The sequence below is a fragment of the Pseudomonas sp. S35 genome (genome assembly GCF_009866765.1).
In the GTDB taxonomy this organism is placed as follows: domain Bacteria; phylum Pseudomonadota; class Gammaproteobacteria; order Pseudomonadales; family Pseudomonadaceae; genus Aquipseudomonas.
The window spans coordinates 4,559,783-4,582,389 of the sequence record NZ_CP019431.1 but is presented as its reverse complement, the minus strand read 5'-3'; the positions used below and the strand labels follow the sequence as shown (position 1 = coordinate 4,582,389).

The window sequence follows — 22,607 nt, the reverse complement described above, 5'->3', positions numbered from 1 at the left end:
AAACATCTCTTGAAACTCGCCGCAGGCGGACAGCCTTCGTAGGAAAAAAGAGGTGGTTTCCACGGGGAAACGCCAACTTCCAATTCTTCCTACGCAAGTATTGCCAGTTTCGCTTTGCTATCAGAGTCTAGAGATGCTTGGAAAATGCGGCAGTATCCGTTAAAGCCGGATGATGTTCAACACATCGCCCGACAGGCTGACCTGCACCCCGGCCCCCCACAGCGGATCACGGCGCAAATCTTCGGAAACCTTGTATCGACCTGCGATGGACACTAGCTCAGCGGTCAACTGCTGGCAAAAAATACGGGCCTTGGTATCCCCCTTGATGCCGGCGAGGGCACGTCCGCGCATCGGGCCGTATACATGGATATTGCCATCAGCCAGAAGTTCCGCGCCGGGGCTGACCGAGGAGATCACCACAAGGTCGCTTCCTTCGGCGTAAATCTGCTGCCCGCCGCGTACGGGCGAGGTGATGATCTTTGTAGGCTTGATCGTCGGTTCCGGAGGTTTTTCCGGTTTTTTCTTCACTTCGTCGACCAACGGTTCCAGTGGTCGCTCGCGAGCGCCGGACGGTGGCAGTACTGGCAGTTCAATAGCGATGGCCGCAGCAATGTCTTCGATACGGCTGGCGCGGATTGCCAGGGTACGCAGGCCGTGGGAGCGGCAAACACGCATCAGGCCGGGCAGATCGACAGCGCCCTGGCCGGCTGGCAGTTTGTCCAGGGCCAGCACCAGCGGGGCGTTGTTGAAGAAGTTGGGGGCCAGCGCGACCTTGGCGGCCAACTGGCGGTCCAGGGCGTCGAGGTCGTTGCGGGCCAGTTCCAGCACGGTGATGGCGAGCATGCTGCCTTTCAGCTGGAACACGGGATCTTGGTCTAGCGGTTCGGTTTGGCTCATGGTCGGCATAAAGCGGCTTGTCACGAAAAGTGTCGAGACTTATAACGAGAACACTCACTGGCCGCAAGCCGAGTCGAACCGTTGTAGAATGCGCGGCCCTGTCTTTACCGGAATCTGTAATGGATCGCCCGCGTTTTCGAGCTGTATTTTTTCACCCGCGCTTCTGGCTGTTATGGCTGGGGCTCGGGCTGCTGTGGCTGGTCACCCAACTTCCATACCGCGTGCTGCTGACCATTGGTCGGTTGCTGGGCGCGGGTATGTACCGTGTGGCCGGCGAACGTCGCCGCATCGCCGCACGAAACCTGGAACTGTGCTTCCCGGAAAAAACCGCCAAAGAGCGCAAGCAGTTGCTCAAGGAAAACTTCGCCTCCACCGGCATCGCTTTCTTTGAGATGGCCATGAGCTGGTGGTGGTCGCGCCAGCGCCTGGCGCGCCTGGCCCACGTCGAGGGTCTCGAACACCTCAAGCAGGCCCAGTTGGATGGCAAGGGTGTGATCCTCATGGCCCTGCACTTCACCACTCTGGAAATCGGCGCGGCGCTGCTGGGGCAAAAACACACCATTGACGGGATGTACCGCGAGCACGGCAACCCGTTGTTCGACTTTATCCAGCGCCGTGGCCGTGAACGCCATAACCTCGATTCCCTGGCCATCGAGCGCGAAGATGTGCGCGGCATGCTCAAGCTGCTGCGCGCCGGCCGCGCTATCTGGTACGCACCGGACCAGGACTACGGCGCCAAGCAAAGTATCTTCGTGCCGCTGTTTGGCATCCAGGCCGCTACCGTCACCGCCACCAGCAAGTTCGCCAAGCTGGGCAAGGCGCTGGTGGTGCCGTTCACCCAGGAACGCCTGGCCGACGGCAGCGGTTACCGGTTGGTGATCCACCCGCCGTTGACCGACTTCCCTGGCGAAACCGACGAGATCGATTGCCTGCGCATCAACCAGTGGATTGAAGCCGCAGTGCGTGAATGCCCCGAGCAATACCTGTGGGCCCATCGCCGCTTCAAGAGTCGGCCACCGGGCGAACCCAAGCTGTACGAAAAACGCCGCCGATAAGACAGACTTTTCCCAACATGGAGTGATGCGATGCGCCCAGCTGAACCGGTTACAGGCTTGATTCTTTCCGGCGGCGGGGCGCGAGCGGCGTATCAGGTGGGGGTATTGGCGGCGATTGCCGAGCTATTGCCGCCGGGCGCCCCCAACCCGTTTCCAGTGATCGTCGGCACCTCGGCCGGTGCGATCAACGCGGTGAGCCTGGCCAGTGGCGCGATGGACTTCACCGCAGCCGTCCAGCGCCTTACAGCATTCTGGCAGGGCTTTCGCAGCCATCTGGTATTGCGCAGCGATTGGCCCGGTGTCATCCGTCAGGCGAGTCGCTTCCTGATCCACAGCCTGCTGGGCCTGGGCCGGCAATTTCCGGTAGCGCTGCTCAACAGTTCGCCGCTGCGTGACCTGCTGCATGACAAGCTGCATCTGGCGGGTATCGATGAGGCGATCCGGAATAAACATCTGCATGCGGTTGCGGTCACCGCATTCGGCTATGAGTCTGGGCAAGCGGTGACTTTCTACCAGGGCGGCGGCACCATCAATGCCTGGCTGCGTCACCGCCGCATTGGCGTACCCACCGCGCTCACGGTAGAACATTTGCTGGCCAGTTCGGCGATCCCGTTATTGTTCGCCCCGGTGAAACTCGAGCAGGAGTATTTCGGCGACGGCGCGGTGCGCCAATCAGCCCCGATCAGCCCGGCCCTGCACCTGGGCGCCAGTCGGGTGCTGGTGGTAGGGGTCAGCGGTAACCCGCGTGGCAACGAGCCGGCGGTGCAGCGCACCTTTACCGGCCAGGAGCCGACCCTGGCGCAGATCGGCGGGCATATGCTCAATAGCACGTTCATCGACAGTCTGGAGAGCGATATCGAATTGCTGGAGCGCTTGAACCAGTTCAGTCATGCCGGGCCTGGGCTGGCGGCGGTGGAGGTGCTGGTGATTGCTCCGAGCCAACCGATAGATGAAATTGCGGCACGCCATCGGCAGGAATTGCCGGCGGCATTGCGGCTGTTTCTGAGGGGGCCGGGGGCGACCAAGACGAGCGGGGCAGGGGTGTTGAGTTACTTGTTGTTCGAGGCGGGGTATTGCAGCGAGTTGATCGAGTTGGGCAGGAAAGATGCGCTGGCCAAGCGCGATGAGATCACCCGGTTCCTGGGACTTAAATCAGTCTAAATGTGGGAGGGGGCAAGCCCTCTCCCACATTTGTAATTCAGCGTTGCTTAGAAGTGGTACTTGACCAGGAAGCTCGCCGTGTCCTGAGTCGTCTTGAACGCCCCAGAATCTTCGATCCCGTACTTGTTCTTCCAGTAGTCGTATTCAAAGCCCACATACAACTGCTTATCGCCCCAATGCAGCGCTTTACCCAGGTCGTATTTGACCTGCGGGTTGAAGTGCAGGTTGGCGTGGTAAGTGCCACGGGCGTTCTTGTCGTTGTCCACCACCCAGTCCATGAAACCGTCAATCAGAATGTCGGAGTTGCCGACCGCAAGGGTGTAGGCCCACACCGGGGTGATCTGCCAAACGCCGTCGCCTGCGCGATTGCCTTCGGTCTGGCGCTGGTAGAAGTTCAACTGGAAGTAGTCGAAACCAGGGATGTTCAAATCGAACGCCGGGCCGAGCAGGTACGACTCGTTGTCGCCTTCGCCGAACTCGTAAGTGAAGGCCAGCAGCACGTCCTTGATCGGGCCGAAGGACAGGTCCTTGTCGAGGATCTTACCGAATGACAACCGTGGGCTGATCTCGCCGTAATAGGTGCTTGGGCCGACGTTGCCGTCTTCCTTGCCGTTGTAGAAGATGCGGTCGACAAACACGAAGTTGTCGCCGTACTTCCACGCATCGGCGTGTTCGAAGGTGACGGTTTGCTGGATCTGCGGGTTGACGGTAAAGCTCTTGCCCCACAGGTACGTCAGGCTGTTGTTCTGCCACTGCAACAAGTCACCGGCAACGGCTTGGCCACCAGCCAGCAGCGATCCTGCCAGCATCAGGCCTTTGAACATAGGTTTCATTCGGTTGCTCCCGAGTTAAGGTTTTGTGGTTTTTCTTCTACGCAGGCGCTCTGGTGTGGCGCCTTTTGGTTCGCTGCAAAAATCGTCTGTTCGGTCAGCTTTAATGCTTTTAGCAAGAGCTGCGCCAAGGTGTTTGAAACGCCAAAAAATCCTCGTCGGCTGTAAACACTACAGTCGAATCCAGAGGTTTTTTGTGCACGTTGGCAGCAGACATTAGGCCGGGATAAGTTGGCCTTACAGTCAGCTTTTACATTCGCTGTTTTTTTTTGAGTCGATTCGAGCGGGCGCGGAGAATACTGGCTCCCAAGCCTTGGCTCAAGTGCGCTCTTAAAGAGCGTGTCGGGCATAAATGGGGCACGGCTGATGGCCGCCCCCACGTGGAGGATGTGCATGTGGCTGTTCCTTGTTCGTTATTGTTTTTGTTGTCGTAACGAAGGAATCAATGCGTATGAGCAACAGCAGGGCGTTCTGCACCGCCCAGGATGTTGAACAGGATATTCAGCGACAACGCGCTGAGGGTGGCCATGGCGATGCCACTGTGGGTAATCGGGCTCATCCACAACGGCAGTTGTGCGAAGAACTCCGGGCGCACCACTGGGATCAGGCCCATGCCGATGCTCACCGCCACCAGTAACTGGTTACGGCGGTCGGCGATGTCGGCTTCCTGGAGGATCTTGATGCCGGTGGCCGCGACCATGCCGAACATGGCAATCGCGGCGCCGCCAAGCACTGCCGGTGGAATCGATGCCACCAGGTACGCGGCCTTGGGCAGCAGGCTGAGGACAATCAGGAACGCGCCGGCCATGATCGTCACCGAGCGGCAGCGCACGCCGGTCATCTGCACCAGGCCGATGTTCTGGGCGAACGAGGAGTGGGTAAAGGTGTTGAAAAACCCGGCGAAGAACGACGCGCCGGCATCACACAGCAAGCCGCGACGCAGCATCTTGGGCGACACTTCCTGGCCGGTGATCTTGCCCAGGGCGAGGAACATCCCGGTGGACTCGACAAAGATGATCACCACCACCAGGCACATCGACAGGATCGGTGCCAACTCGAACGTGGGCATGCCGAAGTGCAGCGGCGTCACCACCTGTACCCATGGCGCCTGGGCCAGGCCGCTGAGGTCGACCATGCCGATGACGCCGCACAAACCGTAGCCCAGCCCCATGCCGATCAACACCGAAATGTTCACCCAGAAACCGCGCATGAAGCGGTTGATCAACAAGATGGTGCCCAGTACCAGCGCCGCAATCGCCAGGTAGATCGGCGAGCCGAAGGTGGCTGCCGCGCTGCCGCCGCCGGCCCAGTTCACGGCCACAGGGAACAACGACAGGCCGATGGCGGTGATCACGGTGCCGGTCACCAGCGGCGGGAAGAAGCGCACCACCTTGGACATGAACGGCGCGATGATCATCCCGAAGAACCCGGCGGCGATGGTCGCACCGAAGATCCCCTGCAAGCCGATGCCCGGCATGCCGGCCATGGCGACCATGCTGCCGACGGCGGCGAAACTGGCGCCCATCATCACCGGCATGCGAATGCCCACCGGGCCGATGCCGAACGACTGGACCATGGTGGCGATACCGGCCACCAGCAGGTCGGCGTTGATCAGGAAAGCGATTTCTTCGCGGCTCAGGCCGGCGGCCTGGCCGATGATCAGAGGCACGGCGACGGCGCCACCGTACATCAGCAAGACGTGTTGCAGGCCTACCAGAATCAGTTGCAAGAGGGGCAGCCGCTCCATGGCAGGCGCGGCAGGAATCTGCGGTTCGACTAACTCGGTCATGCAACACCTCGGATCTTTTTTATTGTTGTGTTGTGTGGCATTCAATTGCCGGGTGTAACTCAATCTCAAAATCGACACAGAACCCCTGTGGGAGGGGGCAAGCCCCCTCCCACATTGGAATTGTGTGAATCAGTTAGTTGGTGCGGGCGCCTTGATTGATCCAGGTGCCAATCAAGTCGCGTTCCTGCTGGGTCATCTGGGTGATGTTGCCCAGCGGCATGATCTGGCTCGCCACGGCCTGCGCTTGGATGCGTGCCGCCTGCTGCTGGATCTGCGCTGGCGTATCGAACATCACACCAGCCGGTGCGGTGCTGAACAGTGGGCTGGTCGGCTTGGCCGAATGGCACACGGTGCAGCGTTGCTCGATCACACTGTGGACCTGGCCGAAGTCCGTAGAGGCTTGCGCCGGTGCAGGTTCGGCGGCGGGAGCTGCAGGTGCTGCGGGTTTCAAACCACCGCCCAACGCCGTTTCAGGCAATGGCTGGTACTCGATGGCCGTCGGTGCCTTGGCAATCGGTTCGGCTGGTTTTGGCCCGGTGACATACGCCAGGCTGATCATCGCCAGCGCGCCCACTGGCAAGGTCCACGCATACTTCTGGCTGTTGTGACGGGTGTTGAAGTAGTGCCGAACCAACACTGCCGCCACTGCGATACCCGCCAGGATCAACCAGTTGTATTGGCTGCCGTAGGTGCTCGGGAAGTGGTTGCTGATCATGATGAACAGCACCGGCAAGGTGAAGTAGTTGTTATGGCGTGAACGCAGCAAACCTTTGGCCGGCAGGGCCGGATCCGGCGTGCGGTTCTCGGCGATGGCGGCCACCAGTGCGCGCTGCGCCGGCATGATGATGCGGAACACGTTGCCCACCATGATGGTGCCGATCACCGCACCCACGTGCAGGTAGGCGCCACGGCCGCTGAACACTTTGCTGAAGCCATAGGCCGCCGCAATCAACAGCACAAACAGGATGAAACCCAGCAGGGCAGGGCGTTTGCCCAGGGCCGAGTCGCAGAGGAAGGAGTAGATGAACCAGCCGGCGAACAGTGAGCCAATGCCCAGCAATACGCCTTCGGTGCCGCTGAGGCTGCTGCCGGGCGCAAGCAGGTACAGCGTCGGGTTGAGGTAGAACACCACGCACAGCAGCGCGACGCCCGACATCCAGGTGAAATAGGCTTCCCATTTGAACCAGTGCAGGTTGTCCGGCATGGTCGGTGGGGCCAGTTTGTATTTTTCCAGGTGGTAGATACCGCCACCGTGGATCGCCCACAAGTCACCGGCCAGGCCGCTCTTGGGGTTGACGCGATTGAGGTTGTTTTCCAGCCAGACAAAGTAGAAAGAAGCGCCGATCCAGGCGACGCCAGTGATCATGTGAACCCAGCGCACGCTAAGGTTCAGCCATTCCAACAGATGTGCTTCCACAGTCTTTACCTCTCGCCTGTCACCCTTGTTGTCGGGTGATCCGGCCTTCTCTTATTGGTGGGGGGGCGAGGATCAACCGCTCATCCTCTTTGAAAAAATGCTCATCGCAGTTATTGCCTGTGCCACTGCGATCAACCACCAGGAAGTCATCCCGCTTTTCGATCGTCAGCACCGGGTGGTGCCAGACGCCGCGATGGTAATTAATGCCCTGCCTGCCGTTGGTAACGAAGGCGCGGACCAAGCCCGATACAGGTGCATCGCCAAGTGGCGCGACCACGATCAGAAAGGGGTTGCCGAGCAGCGGGATGAAAGCCTGACTGCCCAGCGGGTGTCTCTCCAGCATGCACACGGTCAGCGGCATGTCCTGCGCATCGGCGCGGAAGATGCTGATGATGGCGTTGTCCTCTGGCGTGGCGGTCTCGACCGTCGCCAGTTTGTGAAAGCGCATGGTCGACCCGTTGTTGATCATGAAGTGATCGCTGCCATCGGTTTCGATAACGTCTCCGAAAGGGGCGAAGGCTTCTTTGGTCAGGGGTTCGATCATCAGTGTGCGCATGGCTGTCTTCTTTTCCGAATGCTGTGTTGTTTGATCTGCTTGTTTTTGTAGTGAGCGGGCTTGCCCCGCGCTGGGCTGCGTAGCAGCCCCAAAAGACAGGGCCGCTTCGCGCCCCAGCGCGGGGCAAGCCCGCTCACCACAGGGTTCACCGCTTACTTGGCTACTTTGCCCAAAACCCGCAGGCGGCTCACACCACCATCCGGGAACACATTCAGGCGGATGTGGGTAATCGGCCCCAGCGCCTTGATCTGTTCGGCGAAGGTATGTTCGGCGTGCATTTCCAGCTTCTGCGCCGGCAGCAGTTCGCGCCAGAACAGCGACTGGGTTTCGATCTGGCTGTCGGTGCCGCCTTTTACGAACGCGCCCTGGATCGAGCACGTGTCCGGGTAGTTGCCCTTGAAGTGCAGGGTGTCGACGATGATCTTCTCGATCTCGCCTGGGTGGCCCAACGCGACGATCACCCAGTCATTGCCTGGCGTGCGACGGCGGGCGGTTTCCCAGCCGTCGCCCATGTTGACGCCACGGCCTGGGTTGAGGATGTTGCTCATGCGGCCGAAGTGCTCGTCGGAGCAGGCCAGGGCACGGCCGCCATTCAAGGCAGCGGCCAGGTCGACCTGTTCGTTGTCGCCCACCGAGGACCAGTCGCGGAACGGCACGCCGTACACACGCAGACGGGCGACGCCGCCGTCCGGGTAGATGTTGAAACGCAGGTGGCTGAACGCCTGGTCGTTGTTGATCTCGTGGTAGTGGTGGCTGTTGCCTTGCAGCTCGACGGCCGACAGCACTTCGGTCCACTGGGTGTTGGCATCCGGCTCGCCCGAGGCCAGGAAGCAGGCTTCCAGGGAGGCCGACGGCGGGAAGTTGCCGGTGAAGAATGAAGTGTCGATGTCCACGCCTTTGATCGAACCGGGTACGCCCAGGCGGATCACGGCGCTGTCGTAGCCTTCGAAGCGCTTGCGGCGTGACTCCCAGCCGTCCATCCACTTGCCGTTGTCATCGAAAACGCCCTCCTTCCACACGGCCGGGGTCGGCTGGAACAGGCGGTTGGCGTCGGCGAACCAGTCATCGGTGACTTCGATGATCTTGGTGCCCAGGCGGGCGTCGGCCAGGTTGACGAACTTCTCGAAAGGTACGGGTTGCGCTTTCATTCTTCTTGTCTGCCTTGAATAGAGTGGCTGGGGATGGTCGTTTAGAGGGTCAGTAAACGGAACAACGCGATCTTGTTGATCTCGGCCAGGGCGCATTTGAATTCGGCGTCTGCCGAGTTGTGAATGCGTGTCTCGAACGCGGCCAGGATCTGGTGCCGGTTGCTGCCTTTTACCGCCATGATGAAGGGAAACTTGAACGTGGCCTTGTAGGCATCGTTCAGCTCGGTGAAGCGCGAGAACTCTTCGGCCGTGCATTGGTGAATCCCCGCGCCAGCTTGCTCATCGGTGCTGGCTTGGGTGAGTTGGCCCTGGACGGCGGCTTTGCCGGCCAGGTCCGGGTGAGCGTTGATCAGGGCCAGCTGACTGGCATGATCGGCGCTCAACAGGATGTCGCTCATGCGCTGGTGCAGGGTTTCGATCTGGTCGATCGACGCGTCCTGGCCCAGGTCGAAGGCCTTTTCGGCCACCCATGGCGAATGTTCGTAGATATCGGCGAAAGCGGCGACAAACTCATCGCGGCTCAGGGTCGATGGCTTCAGGGTCTGGAATGCCGTCATTTCGCCGCTCCCGTGTACGGGTGGGTTTCATGCCAGTGGCGGGCAATGTCGACGCGGCGGGTGAACCACACGTGTTCGTGGCCCTTGGCGTATTCGATAAAGCGCTTCAACGCAGCCAGGCGCGCCGGGCGGCCGATCAGCCGGCAATGCAGGCCGATGGACAACATCTTCGGTGCCTCGGCGCCTTCGGCGTACAGCACGTCGAACGCATCCTTGAGGTACTCGAAAAAGTCATCACCCTTGTTGAAACCCTGCACCTGGGTAAAGCGCATGTCGTTGGTGTCCAGGGTGTAAGGGATCACCAGGTGCGGCTTGCCGGTAGGGTTGTTGGGCTCCCAGTACGGCAGGTCGTCGTCGTAGGTGTCGCAGTCGTACAGGAAACCGCCTTCTTCCATCACCAGCCGGCGCGTATTGGGACCGGTGCGGCCGGTGTACCAACCCAGTGGGCGCTCGCCGGTCAGTTCGGTGAGGATGCGGATCGCTTCGAGCATATGCTCGCGCTCCTGGGCCTCGTCCATGTACTGGTAGTCGATCCAGCGGTAGCCGTGGCTGCAGATCTCGTGGCCCGCCTCGACCATGGCGCGGATCACGTCCGGGTGGCGCTGGGCGGCCATCGCCACGGCGAAGATGGTCAGCGGGATATCGAATTCTTTGAACAGCTTGAGGATGCGCCACACGCCGGCACGGCTGCCGTATTCGTACAGCGACTCCATGCTCATGTTGCGCGCGCCTTGCAGCGGCTGGGCCGAGACCATTTCCGAGAGGAAGGCTTCGGACTCTTTGTCGCCGTGCAAGATATTGCGCTCGCCGCCTTCTTCGTAGTTGAGTACGAAAGACAGCGCAATGCGTGCCTTGCCCGGCCAGTGGGGGTGAGGAGGGTTACTGCCGTAACCGATCAGGTCGCGTGGGTAGTCAGCGCTCACTGCAGTCTTCCTTCTTGTTCGTGGTAGCAAGTGTGTGGCGGCCGGCGCAAAAACCTGGTGGCGTCACAGCGATGGGCTGATTGTATACAACTTGATGGTCACTTTGTAAGCCTGTATTTCTGCATTTTTTCCAGACGGTTGCCACAGCTTAGCATTGCAAGAAACTTGCCCATATGGTCAGTAAATGGATCAAAGGTCGTTTAAAAGCAAGGCTTGTCAGGAAATTGGTGCCAGGATCGCTGCTTGAAGTGATGCGTGAAACTTTGTGATTTTTATTGTGTACAATTTTTATTAAAAGTGTCTTAATCAGCCTAACGCCGGCTTTTGCATGCCCTGTAAAGGTGCGGCCTATTTCACTTCACTCAAGGGAGCCCCGTTCCATGGGACGACTGACCACGCACGTACTCGACGCCGCCCACGGCTGCCCTGGCAGCGCCATCCAGGTTGAACTGTACCGCGTCGAAGGCACACAGCTTGAGCTGGTTGCCAGTGCCCTGACCAACAGCGATGGCCGTTGCGACGCACCGCTGCTGCAAGGCGACGATTACCGCAGTGGCGTCTACCAATTGCAGTTCAGCGCCGGCGATTACTACCGTGCCCGTGGCGTACAACTGCCGGAACCGGCGTTCCTCGATGTCGTCGTACTGCGTTTTGGCATCAGTGCCGAACAGGATCACTACCACGTGCCCCTGCTGATTTCGCCTTACAGCTACTCCACCTATCGCGGTAGCTGAGCCGTCACCTCGCTTCACACCCCCAAAGCTCTTCGTTGGTTTCGCCCGCGCACACTGCGGGCTTTTTTTTGCCTGCCGGTTTTGCGCTCAACTATGTAGCGCCGCAGTGGTCCGTCCGTTGCCTAGCCTTTTCCTTCCATATACAGGGAGGCGACATGAGCACGGTAACGGACAATCAGTTGGACCCCATCAGAGCCGGGTTGACCCGGCGTATCAACGCAACGGCGCAACCGAGCCGGGTCATCAATGAACTGCACAATGCGGGCCTGCGCTGCGAGGTCACGGCCAAGGGCCTTGGGCAGTTGCTCGACCGTGCGCCACGGATTGGCTCGATCATTCGCCAGGCCTTGCGCGACGCATTCGGTGTCGACCCCGACACCCAGTTGCTCAAGGTGCCCCTGGCGCTTGAGGGCATGCCCCACACGCAGGACTTGGTTGAGGCCAGCCTTGGGCTACTGGCGGCGCGGCAGCAGACGCCCCCGGCCCCCGTCCCGGATGATCGGGCCGGGCAGGCGCTGAGCCAAGCCCTAGGGCCGGACTGGCCCAGTCGCTTCGACACCGTAATGGCCCGCTACTGGGACGGCCTGGCCGCAGACTCATGGCGATCAAGGCGAGCCCGCTGGCATGAGTTGTATCAGGCCTTTCTTGCGAGCCAGGCCGTACTCGCCCATGGCGTGTTCGAGTTGTCGGATCATGGCCTGGACATGGTGCAAAGCCTGCTCGACGCGCCGACGGCCGAAGCGCGCCAACGGGCGGGCGGCGACTGGGCGAGCTTGAACGTATCGTCGCTGTACTGGCCACTGAAAGGCGCGACGCCCGTGGCCGTGAGCGGCGGGTTGCACCTGTACCGTGCGGGCCAGCGTCATCAGCGCCAAGTGATTTTTCTACCGGGGTTGGCCCAGGGATTTCACGAATTCGGCTCCTTGGTCCAATTGCAGGAGGCGTTGCCGGCATTGGTCAGTCGCCACCTGGACGGCTGGTGGCAGCGTTTGCCGCTGCGTCAACGACACGCGGTGCCGGACCTGTTCGTTGCTGAATTTCCCGGGTTCAGCCTGCAGCCGGCAGACCCCATTGAAGACGATGCACTGCAACAGGCCGCCGACGCTTTACTCGCCACCCAATGGCAAAACGAATGGGACACCGTGGCGCAGGTCAACCTGGCCTTGTTGTTTCCCCGGGACGCCATCCGCGGTACCCACGGCAGCCTCGTCGAGCGCTTACGCACGGTTGAGCGGCAGCGGCGGCAGTTGATCCCGCTGCGTCCGTCCTTGCATCGAGCGCTGGAGACTTTGCTGGGCTGGGACGCACACCGATGTCGTGATCACATCCACTTTGCCAGCCTGGCCCGCGAGCTGCCCAAGGGTGCCTGTGAACAGACGGTGGCGCGTTATGAGCAAGGCTTGTTGGCGCTGCTGGACCCTGCCGATGCCAGCCAGGAGACCCCAGCCTGGGCGCAGATGCAGGTGCTGCATCAGCAATGGCAAACCCATCAATCCCAGGCATTGGCGATGCTGGAGGCGCATGAAGCAAGCCTTGGCGACCTGGATTTCTGGAGTCGTAAAGTCGCGGGGCAACCGCCCAGGGGCGTCCTGTTATTGCGGGCCCGGCGCGGCGCGCTCGAGAGTGAGGCACGGTTGCAGTGCCACCTTAAATTGATCAGCGAGGGCCAGCAGCAACAGGTCGCGCAGGGCATGGTCAAGCCCGGCGCCACGCGGGTAACGGGGGTTGTGATTGAACACCAGCGCCTGCTGGGCGCGCTGGTTATCTGCACGGCTGAGGCCGTCCAGCAACCGGTGATGTTGTATGTGCCTGGACGGCAAGGAGGGCTTCAGGCGTTTGCATCGCTGGCAAGGTTGTCCGAAGCACTCAGCGCCAGCTTCAAGGCGATCGACCGTTCGCCGCTGTGGGATTGTCTGCATCGTACCCAGCGCAGTGCCGTCCTGGCCAAGGTCCGAGCGTTGAAGGTCGACGAGCCGGTGAGCGTCGAGTATCCGCAGATCGACGGCGACGGCTTGCTGCTGGCGATCAAAGAGCAGATCAAGGGCTTCAATCAGCTCGACCATCTGTTGGCGGCCGGCGAGCCCGTGTTCAGCGAAGTCAGTGATCCGTCGTTCGCCAGGCTGGCGCTGGCGGATGAGGCGGTCAACAGTCTGCAGGTGCCACCTTGCGAGGCGTTTGAACAGGCCCTCGCCAACGTGCAACTACTGCGGCTTGCCGCTGCCGAGCGCAAGCGGCTTCCAGCCTGGCTGGAGACCGCGCAGGCTTGGCCGCGCAAGCGTTATCGGCGCCTACAGGCGTCATCCCTGCGCAGTTGGCAGACGCTGGAGTCAGGCGTATTCGAGCGTTTGCCGGCACTGACGGTGTTTGCCCGCGACGCGTTGATCAAGCGGCTGCAAGATGACGGTTTTTACCCTGGGTTGGATATTGACCAGCCGCTGTTGGACATGCCCGATGATGTCAGCGCCCATTGGGTGGGGCATCCAGAGCGGGCGGTGGGGGAGTCCGGCGCGAAAATCGTGGTCAGCCAGGAGCGGCAGACCTACAGCCTGTTGCAATTGGCGTTGCATAACCTTGATGCGAAAGCGCCCTGGGCACGTTGGCGGCTGCAGAAGGCCCATTATCTGCAGCCAGCCTGGAAGGATCGCCTCAGCCCCGACTACTTGCTGGCCACGCTATCGAGGCTGGACCTCGCACAGCGCTATGCCCAACAGATTCGCCAGGCGTTTTATGGCGACCCCCACAGCGACGATCCACAGACCCTGCGACCAGCATTGCTGCGTGCGTTCAGGCAGGCGGCGCAGTGGCATCTGTTCAGCGCCGCCAACAGTGGCCTGAGCGCCCCCGGCCAGCGTTTGTTCGCGCTGGCATTGGCGGCGCAGAGCCGTGCCGATCTTGAGCGTGACGGCCACAGCGTGCAGTTGTGCACGGTCAGGCTGGAGGCGCTGACACTGCCGGCGCCACGGCATATCGCCGGCGTGGTGGTGATCATTGACGAGGTGGATGATCGCTGCGTGCTGTATTGGCCTGACAGCCCTGAACAACCGAGCATTACCGAATACAGCGGCCTGGCAGAGGCCCGCACGGCGTTGATCGGGCTGGCCTCGACGCCGGGCGCGAAGGCTGCGATGGCCCAAGGGGTTGCCCCGGGGTGGGAGGCTGATGGCCTCGCGGGGTACCCGAACGACCTGCGTGTTGAGGTCGGTTGGATGGAAGGGCTGCTCCGTTATGCCCTGGGTTCCGACGTGTTTCATCTGGCGCGCTGGTTCAACCGCAGTCGAGTGTTTCCGGCCAAAGACTTGAGTGCGATTGAGGCGGAAATTGACGAGCAGCGCACTCATTCCCCAGACAATTGGTTAGGCATCACTCCCACCGAGGGCAATCACCTGCTTGAGCTACTGGCCCACTCCCGCGTATTGACGGCGCAGCGCCAGGCTTATAGCCAGTGCAACTCCGATGACGAATTGAAGGTGTACCGCGCGTGGCGTCTCGGCGAGCAGGCCGATGCACGGTGGCGAGGGCTGTTGTCATTCGTGCCGGTGCTGGGGTTGGGGATCAAGCTGTATGAAGTGTTATTGGCTGCGCGGCGGCTTCATCAGCAGCATTCACCTGAAGGAATTTTCGAGTTGGTGACCAGCGTGCATATGTTCGTGCTCGAAGTGGCCATGACGTTGCTCCCCGTGCGGGGTTCCCGAGCCGGCGCCAAGCCGCAGGCGCCCAATATGAGCCGCGTCTTGCAAAGGCTGCATCGTCAGCAGCACTTGGCGGCCGGCGGCAGTTTTTTCATGCGTACCTCATTGCCCGCCAAACGGTTCAAGGGCTTGGAAGGCTACCGCAGTCCGAGCGCAGCAGGCGATGGCATCGCGCTAGGCGGGCGCAACAAAGGCAGCTACCTCAAGGATGGCGAACAATTTGTGGTGGACGGCAGGGACCACTATCCCGTTTATCGTCGGCCGGGTGAGTCTGCTTTGCGTCTGAAAAACCGACAACGCCCAGGAGAAAATGAATGGCTGCTGCAGATCGACGAACCTCGACAGTGGCTGCTGGGCGCCGATGCTCCCGAACCGCAGCCGGGGCCCAGTACGGCGTTGTTCCGGCCCTGGGAGCGGCCTGCACCCGGCACGTTCTGGGCTGTTCGCTCACGCCCGACGGCGGAGCGCGTACGCAGCCAGCCGGTGTTGACCGAGAGCTATTGGCAGGCCTGGGGGCACGAGCTGCCTGGAGTCTCGCCGCAGGTGTTGTCGGCGTCCAAACGCTTGTACCGGGTGTATGGCGAGGCGCCTTTCGATGCCGTGAAGCTGGGGGAGAACTACTTCGAGATAGTGCCCGGTGGCCTGCACGCGCCCCATGATGTGGTCTTTGTAAAAAGCCCCAGGGCCCTGGCCCATAACGCAATGGATGACCTTGACCGCTGGTTGGGCGTCAGTCTGGGTGAACAGCCCATTCCCTTCGTCTATGGCGCAGACGGCCGCTGGACGCCTCATCAACCCCTGTTCAATCGCCCCTTGGCGGAGTCGGTCGGGGCTGTTTTTCCAGGCCTGACCCAGGGGAGTCGGCGTTTCGCCGTGCAGCGTCTGGTGGAAGTGGCCGACAGCAGCCGCTCGATGACGGCGACGAGGTTGTTGAACCTGCGCACCACGCTCGACGATTGGCTGCCCGCCGTGCCGCGAGCGGCGGGGTACACCGATGACTTGCTGAAAATGCTCCGGCCGATCGAGTTAGAGGGCAAGTTCAGTGTGAATATCAGCGTAGATGGCTTAGGGCCTGGGTTTGAGCGGGTGGACTTCCTGGTGCCTTTCAGGCTGGAGCCGCGTCTGCTGGACAAGCGCACAGCGCCGGCCTCAAGCAAGATCATCGTTGCTCAGAATGCAGTCAGGCAGGTGTTGGAGCGTCAGGGGTTTCACCTGGAAACGGTGCCCAAGGGCAATCGCGGCGACCTGAACAACTTTATCGTCACGCACCCTAAATCCAACAACGTATATTTCATCCTTACGCGTTGGACGGATTCGAGCAGCATTCCGTTGTCGTCCAATAGGATCTTGCAGTTATCTGACGTGTGGTTCGACCGCAAGCTCGCCAGCCGGGGCAGCCAACGCAGTGTGCAATACGAAACCGTCAAGAAGGCCATCAAAGAACGTCGCCTGGTCCGGCTGGTGGGGGGCATTCAGCAGGACACGCGCGGGTCGACGTTCACGGTGTTTTTCAGCCGCGTGGCCGGGTTGGACTGACCCCGACGCACCCGCGTCGGGGCGGGCTGGCTCAGCGGCTCAATAGCGAGGCCGCGCCCGCACCACTGAACAGCCCGGCGCTGATGCGGTTGAACCAGCTCTGGCCTTTGCCGCTGCGCAGGTAGCGCGCGGCACCGTGGGCACCCAGGCCGTAGGCCAGCTTGCACAACAGGTCGAGCACGGTCCAGGTGGCGATCATGATCAGCAACTGCGGCAGGAACGGCTGCTGGCTGCTGAGGAACTGCGGCAGGAACGCGGCAAAAAACAGGATGTCCTTGGGGTTGCTGGCGCCCAGCACAAAGGCCCGGCCAAACAACGCGCGAAAGCGCGGCACGGGCGCTGCCTGCGGAACCTCCGCGCCACGGGCCGGCAGGCGCGACTGCTGCCAGCTCTGCCAGGCGAGGTAGAACAGGTACAGTGCGCCGACGATCTTCAAGGCGCTGAACAACTGCTCCGAGGCCAGCAACAGTGCGCCCAGGCCCAGGGCCGAGGCGCTCAACAGGCAGATCGAGGCAAACACCCCGCCGAGAAACGCCGGGTATGAACGGCGCAGGCCGTAGTTGAGGCTGTTGCTGATCATCAGCAATGACAACGGGCCTGGGATCAGGATCACGATCAAGGCAGCGCCGCTGAACAGCAGCCAGGTTTCCACACTCATTCCATTCCTCCATTCATGCAAAAGCCCCGCCCGAAGGCGAGGCGGTGTTCGCCACTTCCGCGGTTACAGGAAGACAAACTTGGCGATGAAAATCGCGCACAACGCCCACAGGCTCACGGAAATTTCCTTGTGCTTGCCCGTGCCGGCCTTGAGCGCCACATAGGTGATAAAGCCCAGGGCGATGCCGTCGGCGACCGAGAAGGTCAGCGGCATCATGATCATGGTGACAATCGCCGGAATGCTGTCGGTGGCTTCGTCCCACTCGATATGCGCCATGCCGCTCATCATCAGCATCGCGACATAGATCAACGCGCCCGCCGTAGCGTACGCCGGGATCATGCCGGCCAGCGGCGCAAAGAACATCGCAGCCACAAACAGCACGCCCACGGTGACGGCGGTCAGCCCGGTGCGCCCACCGGCGGCCACGCCTGCAGCGCTTTCCACATAACTGGTCACCGGCGGCACGCCGACCATCGCACCGAACACGCTGGAAGCACTGTCGGCTTTCAGGGCGCGGGACAGGTTTTCGATCTTGCCGTCGGCGTTCACCAGCCCGGCGCGCTGGGCCACGCCCATCAGGGTGCCGGCGGTGTCGAACATATGCACGAACAGGAACGCAAACACCACGCTGATCATGCTGACGTTGAACACGCCCATCACGTCCATCGCCATCCAGGTCGGGGCCAGGCTTGGCGGGCTGGCGACAATGCCCTGGTACTGCACCAGGCCCAGGCCCCAGCCGGCCAGGGTCACGGCGATGATGCTGAGCAGGATCGCGCCAAAGACGCGGTGGTAGCTGAGGATCGCGATCAGCAGAAAGCAGATGGCCGCCAGCAGCGGGGCAGGCTCATGCAGTGAGCCTAGCTTGATCAAGGTGGCCGGGCTGTCGACGATGATGCCGGCGGTCTTCAGGCCGATCACGCCCAGGAACAAACCGACGCCCGCGCCCATCGCGTGGCGCAGGCTGACCGGGATGCTGTTGAGCAGCCATTCGCGGATGCGCGACAGCGTGAGGATCATGAACAGCACACCGGAGATAAACACCGCACCCAAGGCGGTCTCCCAGTTGTAGCCCATGGTGCCGACCACGGTATAGGTGAAAAACGCGTTCAAGCCCATGCCCGGTGCCAGGCCCACCGGCCAGTTGGCGTACAGGCCCATCAGCAGGCAACCTAGGGCGGCGGCGATACAGGTGGCGACAAAGGCCGCACCGTGATCGATGCCGGCGTCGGCCATGATGTTGGGGTTGACGAAGATGATGTAGGCCATCGTGATGAAGGTGGTGAGGCCGGCGATCAACTCGGTCTTCACTGTGGTGCCATGCAAACGCAGTTTGAACAGGCGTTCCAGCCAACCGCCTTGCGGCGTGGCCAGGTCCAGCGTAGGGGCTTCGGTTTTGCGGCTATCCACAGCGAGTACTCCTCAAGAGTTTTATTGTTATTTCCAGCGCCGGTCACATGAGTGGGCAACAGCGCTTTGAGGTACTGGCGGGTTTGTTGACTGTTAGGTCAGGAACTCGCACGCAGCGAATTTATGCTTTTGTATACAAATAAAGCAAATAATGTTTTTGATTATGTACTCAAAACTCGATGAAAGGCTAATGGGCACTCAGTGCCTGGTTGACCGCCAGCCATCCGGCCACCGCTTCTTCCCCGGCTTCATTGAACGCGCGCTGTAGCAGTTTGACCTGTTCACGGCGCAGTGACTGCTCAAAACGCAGCCCTTCTTCGGTCAATTCCAACAGGCGTTTGCGCTTGTCGGTCTCGCAGGCAACGCTGTCCACCAGGTGCATTTCCTGCAGTTGGCGCAGCGGCATATTCAGCGCTTGCTTGCTCACGCCGAGTAATTCCAGCAGTTGCTTGACGCTCAAGGCCGGGTAGCGCGCGATAAAAAACACGATGCGCTGGTGCACCCGGCTCAGGCCTCGGCGTTCGAGCATTTCGTCGGCTTTGGCGGTAAAGGCCTGGTAGCCGAAGAAGAACGCTTCCATGGCCTGCTGCTGACTGGTCTGGTTTTTAAGGTCAAGCATATTGACGTATCCATTCAAGTCATCGTAATTTCGGTCAACCAGTTTGACGTATTTCCTACAGCCTTCGCTAGCGGTGAACTCCATGGCCTTCTCTGAACGTGTTACGCGCCTTAAAAGCTCTTTGATCCGTGAAATCCTTGCGGCGGCCCAGCGCCCGGAAGTGATGTCGTTCGCCGGTGGCCTGCCGGCCGAAGCCATGTTGCCCGCGTTGAACTGGGACGACCTGCCGCTGAACATCGGCCAATACGGCATGAGCGAAGGCGAGCCACAGCTGCGTGAATTGCTGGCCGCCGAAGCGCGGGCATTGGGCGTGCCGTGCCAGGCCAGTCAGGTGTTGGTGGTCAGTGGCTCCCAGCAAACCCTGGACCTGGCGGCCAAGCTGTACATCGACAAAGGCACGCAGGTTTTGCTGGAAGGTCCGACCTACCTGGCGGCGTTGCAGATCTTCCAGTTGTTCGGCGCCGAGTGCCTCACCGTGCAACTGGAAGCTGACGGCCCCGACGTGGCCGCGCTGCGTGCCAAGCTTGAGCACCATCGCCCGGCGTTCATCTACCTGATCCCGACCTTCCAGAACCCGTCGGCCGTGCGCTACAGCGAGGCCAAGCGTGACGCCGTGGCGGCGTTGCTCGATGAGTTCGGCGTGACGCTGATCGAAGACGAACCCTACCGTGAACTGACCTTCGACGGCGCCAGCGCGCGGCCCATCGTCAGCCGCTTGCAGAAGGCCAGCTGGATCTACACCGGCACCGTGTCCAAGACCTTGTTGCCCGGCCTGCGGGTCGGCTACCTGATCGCCAGCCCGGACCTGTTCGCGCACTTGCTCAAGCTCAAGCAATCGGCAGACCTGCACACCAACCGCGTCGGCCAGTGGCAGGCGATGCAATGGATCGGCAGCGAAAAATACCAACAGCACCTGGTGGAACTGCGTAGCTTTTACCGCCAGCGCCGCGACGCGTTCCAGGCCGCACTTGAGCGTCATTTCGGCGACCTGGCCGACTGGCAAGTGCCCCAGGGCGGATTATTCTTCTGGCTGGCCTTGAAACAGCCGCTGGACACCCGCACCTTATTGGCCCAAGCGCTGGAGCAGAACGTCGCGTTCATGCCCGGTGAGCCGTTCTTTGCCGAGCCAGATCAACACCTGGGCTCGTTGCGCCTCAATTTCAGCCATATCGACCCGGCCCGCCTGGACGAAGGCCTCAAGCGCCTGGCCTCGGTGGTCCGTCAAGCACAGCACGCGCAAGCGGCATAAGGGGAGCCCCATGTACAAGGTTTATGGCGATTACAAGTCGGGCAACTGCTACAAGATCAAATTGATGCTCAACCTGCTCGGCATCCCTTACCAATGGGTGGATGTCGACATCCTCAACGGCGGTACCGAAACTCCCGAGTTCCTGGCCAAGAACCCCAACGGCAAGATCCCTGTGCTGGAGTTGGAGGACGGCACGTGCCTGTGGGAGTCCAACGCGATTCTCAACTTCCTCGCCGACGGCAGCGAGTTCTTGCCGACCGAGCCGCGCCTGCGCACCCAAGTGCTGCAATGGCAGTTCTTCGAGCAATACAGCCACGAGCCGTATATTGCGGTGGCGCGGTTTATCCAGTTTTACCTGAACATGCCCGAGGATCGCCTTGAGGAATACAAGACCACCCACAAGGGCGGTTACAAGGCGTTGAAGGTGATGGAGCGCCAGTTGCAAACCACGCCTTACCTGGTGGGTGAGCAGTATTCGATTGCCGACATCGCGTTGTATGCCTACACCCACGTGGCTCACGAAGGTGGTTTTGATTTGACGCCGTACCCGGCCGTGCAGGCGTGGTTGCAGCGCGTGGCGAGCCATCCCAAGCATGTGGCCATGCTCGACTGATCACCGCGGTCAAAAAATGTGGGAGGGGGCTTGCCTTAGGGCTTGCCCTCTCCCACATTTAATCTGCACAGGTCTGTCAGATCGCGGCGAAGCGCTTGTCCAGGTAATCGATGATCACCTTGGAGTCATACATCCAGGTGGTCTGGCCATTCTCTTCGATGCGCAGGCACGGCACCTTGATCTTGCCACCTTGCTCCAGCAGGGTCTGGCGATCCTGCTCGTTGTGCTTCGCGTCCTTCAACGCCACCGGCACATTCAGGCGGTGCAGGGTGCGGCGGGTCTTCACGCAGAACGGGCAGGCGTGGAATTGATACAGGGTCAAATCCTTGGCCGCCTCGTTCACCTTGGCTTGTTGCTCGGCGGGGCGCTGCTTTTTACGTGGGCGGGTAAGGAAGTCGCCCGCGATGATGACGTGGCCGAGGCCCACTCGAAGTGCTTTGACGAACATGGCTGAAACCTCTTGCCCATGACTGAGGGGGCGCAGCTTACCTGATTTCTGCAGGCGAAAAAAAACCGGCGATGAACGCCGGTTTTTTGCTGCTCGGCCGGTTACTTGATCAGGCTGAGGAACTCGCTGCGGGTGGCCGCGTTTTCGCGGAACTCACCCAGCATCACCGAAGTGATCATCGACGAATTCTGTTTCTCGACACCGCGCATCATCATGCACATGTGCTTGGCCTCGATCACCACGGCCACGCCCAGGGCGCCGGTCACCTGCATTACGGCATCGGCGATCTGGCGGCTGAGGTTTTCCTGGATCTGCAAGCGGCGCGCATACATGTCGACAATCCGCGCGACCTTCGACAGGCCCAGCACTTTGCCGCTCGGGATATACGCGACGTGGGCCTTGCCGATAAACGGCAGCAGGTGGTGTTCGCACAGCGAGTACAACTCGATGTCCTTGACCAGCACCATTTCGCTGTTGTCGGAGCTGAACAAGGCGCCATTGGTGACTTCTTCGAGCGTCTGCTCATAACCGCGGCAGAGGTACTGCATCGCCTTGGCGGCACGCTTTGGCGTGTCGAGCAGACCCTCGCGGGAGACGTCCTCGCCGAGTTGGCCGAGAATCTCTGTGTAATTCTGTTCCAGGGACATGAAACTACCTGTGGGATTTTCGCAAAGCGCAAGGTTACGGTGGCGGACACATCGCTGCAAGCCTGACGATGGCACTTGTTACTCGTCCCGCCCCTCCATCATCGTCCGCTTGAGCATCACATACACCGCCCCCGCGCCGCCGTGGCGGGCCTGGCACGAGGTAAAGCCGAGCACTTGGGCATGCTGGCGCAGCCAGGTGTTGACGTGGCTTTTGATCATCGGTCGCTTGCCGTCCAGGCGCACAGCCTTGCCGTGGGTGACGCGCGCGCAGCGGATTTCGAATTTGGTGGCTTCGGCGAGGAAGGCCCACAGGGTTTCCCGGGCTTTCTCTACGGTCATGCCGTGCAGGTCGAGGCTGCCTTCGAACGGGATCTGGCCGGCCTTGAGCTTGCGCATCTGGCTTTCCTGCACACCGTCGCGGGCCCACATCAGCTCGTCTTCGGGGCCGACGTCGATGACAAACTGGTCCGACAGACCATCCACGGTGGTGGCGTCGGTGCGCACGGTCGCGGCCTGGCGCAGCTTGGCGATCTGCGCCCGGTCGGCTTTGGGTTTGCCGGTCTCGGCGCGATCGTGCTTGATCGGCTTGACGCCGCGCAGCTCGTTTTTGAACAGGGAAAAATCGTCGTCTTGCATGTCGGCCTCCGCGAAGGGCGGGCAGTTTACCTAAT

General features: G+C 61.1%; 21 protein-coding genes. 6 read left to right on the top strand and 15 right to left on the bottom strand.

All coding sequences use genetic code 11. From position 1 onward, the window contains the following. Positions 1-159 precede the first annotated feature (159 nt). Positions 160-897 carry a septum site-determining protein MinC gene (gene minC, locus PspS35_RS20440; RefSeq protein ID WP_159938092.1) on the bottom strand — a complete coding sequence of 246 codons (738 nt, stop codon included), beginning with the start codon at positions 895-897 and terminating at the stop codon, positions 160-162. A 119-nt stretch (positions 898-1,016) separates the two neighbouring features. On the opposite strand from minC, the gene PspS35_RS20435 reads away from it, so the two are divergent. Together PspS35_RS20435 and PspS35_RS20430 are read left to right on the top strand one after the other, a co-directional pair. Then, positions 1,017-1,952, top strand: a complete 936-nt coding sequence (locus PspS35_RS20435) for a lipid A biosynthesis lauroyl acyltransferase (RefSeq protein ID WP_159936547.1) — start codon at positions 1,017-1,019, stop codon at positions 1,950-1,952. A gap of 30 nt (positions 1,953-1,982) precedes the next feature. Further along, the gene (locus PspS35_RS20430) at positions 1,983-3,113 is read left to right on the top strand and encodes a patatin-like phospholipase family protein (protein WP_159936546.1); all 1,131 of its coding nucleotides are present in this window, start codon (positions 1,983-1,985) and stop codon (positions 3,111-3,113) included. Between the two features lie 47 nt (positions 3,114-3,160). On the opposite strand, the gene PspS35_RS20425 is transcribed toward PspS35_RS20430, so the two are convergent. The 8 genes from PspS35_RS20425 to puuE form a co-directional block, all read right to left on the bottom strand. Beyond that, complete coding sequence (locus tag PspS35_RS20425) at positions 3,161-3,946, bottom strand: outer membrane protein OmpK (RefSeq protein ID WP_159936545.1); 786 nt, start codon at positions 3,944-3,946, stop codon at positions 3,161-3,163. After that, positions 3,943-4,338 (bottom strand): hypothetical protein, encoded by a 396-nt coding sequence (locus PspS35_RS20420; RefSeq protein WP_159936544.1) that lies wholly within the window; start codon positions 4,336-4,338, stop codon positions 3,943-3,945. The genes PspS35_RS20425 and PspS35_RS20420 overlap by 4 nt, the downstream gene beginning before the upstream one ends. Positions 4,339-4,385: 47 nt before the next feature. Continuing rightward, positions 4,386-5,732: a nucleobase:cation symporter-2 family protein gene (locus tag PspS35_RS20415; protein WP_159936543.1), complete on the bottom strand. Its 1,347-nt coding sequence runs from the start codon at positions 5,730-5,732 to the stop codon at positions 4,386-4,388. A 133-nt stretch (positions 5,733-5,865) separates the two neighbouring features. Continuing rightward, positions 5,866-7,149 carry a urate hydroxylase PuuD gene (locus tag PspS35_RS20410; protein WP_159936542.1) on the bottom strand — a complete coding sequence of 428 codons (1,284 nt, stop codon included), beginning with the start codon at positions 7,147-7,149 and terminating at the stop codon, positions 5,866-5,868. 19 nt (positions 7,150-7,168) lie between these two features. After that, positions 7,169-7,705 (bottom strand): ureidoglycolate lyase, encoded by a 537-nt coding sequence (locus PspS35_RS20405; protein ID WP_159936541.1) that lies wholly within the window; start codon positions 7,703-7,705, stop codon positions 7,169-7,171. A gap of 152 nt (positions 7,706-7,857) precedes the next feature. After that, the gene (alc, locus tag PspS35_RS20400) at positions 7,858-8,853 is read right to left on the bottom strand and encodes an allantoicase (RefSeq protein ID WP_159936540.1); all 996 of its coding nucleotides are present in this window, start codon (positions 8,851-8,853) and stop codon (positions 7,858-7,860) included. 41 nt (positions 8,854-8,894) lie between these two features. Continuing rightward, a complete protein-coding gene (gene uraD / locus PspS35_RS20395; RefSeq protein WP_122308384.1) occupies positions 8,895-9,410 on the bottom strand; it encodes a 2-oxo-4-hydroxy-4-carboxy-5-ureidoimidazoline decarboxylase in 516 nt (171 codons plus the stop codon). Beyond that, entirely contained in the window at positions 9,407-10,333 is a 927-nt protein-coding gene (gene puuE, locus PspS35_RS20390; RefSeq protein ID WP_032888005.1) for an allantoinase PuuE, read from the bottom strand. The genes uraD and puuE overlap by 4 nt, the downstream gene beginning before the upstream one ends. A gap of 380 nt (positions 10,334-10,713) precedes the next feature. Here puuE and uraH point away from each other — a divergent pair, with 380 nt between their 5' ends. Then, the gene (gene uraH / locus PspS35_RS20385; protein WP_159936539.1) at positions 10,714-11,067 is read left to right on the top strand and encodes a hydroxyisourate hydrolase; all 354 of its coding nucleotides are present in this window, start codon (positions 10,714-10,716) and stop codon (positions 11,065-11,067) included. Positions 11,068-11,222: 155 nt separating this feature from the next. Continuing rightward, positions 11,223-16,292 (top strand): DUF6543 domain-containing protein, encoded by a 5,070-nt coding sequence (locus PspS35_RS20380; RefSeq protein ID WP_159936538.1) that lies wholly within the window; start codon positions 11,223-11,225, stop codon positions 16,290-16,292. Positions 16,293-16,323: 31 nt separating this feature from the next. On the opposite strand, the gene PspS35_RS20375 is transcribed toward PspS35_RS20380, so the two are convergent. From PspS35_RS20375 to PspS35_RS20365, 3 genes are all read right to left on the bottom strand, one after another. Beyond that, the gene (locus PspS35_RS20375; RefSeq protein ID WP_159936537.1) at positions 16,324-16,950 is read right to left on the bottom strand and encodes a LysE family translocator; all 627 of its coding nucleotides are present in this window, start codon (positions 16,948-16,950) and stop codon (positions 16,324-16,326) included. A 63-nt stretch (positions 16,951-17,013) separates the two neighbouring features. Next, positions 17,014-18,360, bottom strand: a complete 1,347-nt coding sequence (locus tag PspS35_RS20370) for an NCS2 family permease (protein ID WP_159936536.1) — start codon at positions 18,358-18,360, stop codon at positions 17,014-17,016. Between the two features lie 187 nt (positions 18,361-18,547). Continuing rightward, entirely contained in the window at positions 18,548-18,979 is a 432-nt protein-coding gene (locus PspS35_RS20365) for a MarR family transcriptional regulator (RefSeq protein ID WP_159936535.1), read from the bottom strand. An 82-nt stretch (positions 18,980-19,061) separates the two neighbouring features. Between PspS35_RS20365 and PspS35_RS20360 the strand changes: the two genes are divergently transcribed. Both PspS35_RS20360 and PspS35_RS20355 read left to right on the top strand, forming a co-directional pair. Next, entirely contained in the window at positions 19,062-20,228 is a 1,167-nt protein-coding gene (locus PspS35_RS20360) for a PLP-dependent aminotransferase family protein (RefSeq protein ID WP_159936534.1), read from the top strand. 10 nt (positions 20,229-20,238) lie between these two features. Beyond that, on the top strand, positions 20,239-20,841 hold the full coding sequence (locus PspS35_RS20355) for a glutathione S-transferase family protein (RefSeq protein WP_159936533.1): 603 nt from the start codon (positions 20,239-20,241) through the stop codon (positions 20,839-20,841). Positions 20,842-20,917: 76 nt separating this feature from the next. Here PspS35_RS20355 and PspS35_RS20350 read toward each other — a convergent pair whose 3' ends face one another. The 3 genes from PspS35_RS20350 to PspS35_RS20340 form a co-directional block, all read right to left on the bottom strand. Continuing rightward, the gene (locus PspS35_RS20350; protein WP_159936532.1) at positions 20,918-21,289 is read right to left on the bottom strand and encodes a glutathione S-transferase N-terminal domain-containing protein; all 372 of its coding nucleotides are present in this window, start codon (positions 21,287-21,289) and stop codon (positions 20,918-20,920) included. 101 nt (positions 21,290-21,390) lie between these two features. After that, on the bottom strand, positions 21,391-21,936 hold the full coding sequence (gene folE / locus PspS35_RS20345; protein ID WP_083357562.1) for a GTP cyclohydrolase I FolE: 546 nt from the start codon (positions 21,934-21,936) through the stop codon (positions 21,391-21,393). Positions 21,937-22,014: 78 nt separating this feature from the next. Beyond that, on the bottom strand, positions 22,015-22,572 hold the full coding sequence (locus tag PspS35_RS20340) for a Smr/MutS family protein (protein WP_159936531.1): 558 nt from the start codon (positions 22,570-22,572) through the stop codon (positions 22,015-22,017). Positions 22,573-22,607: the final 35 nt, after the last annotated feature.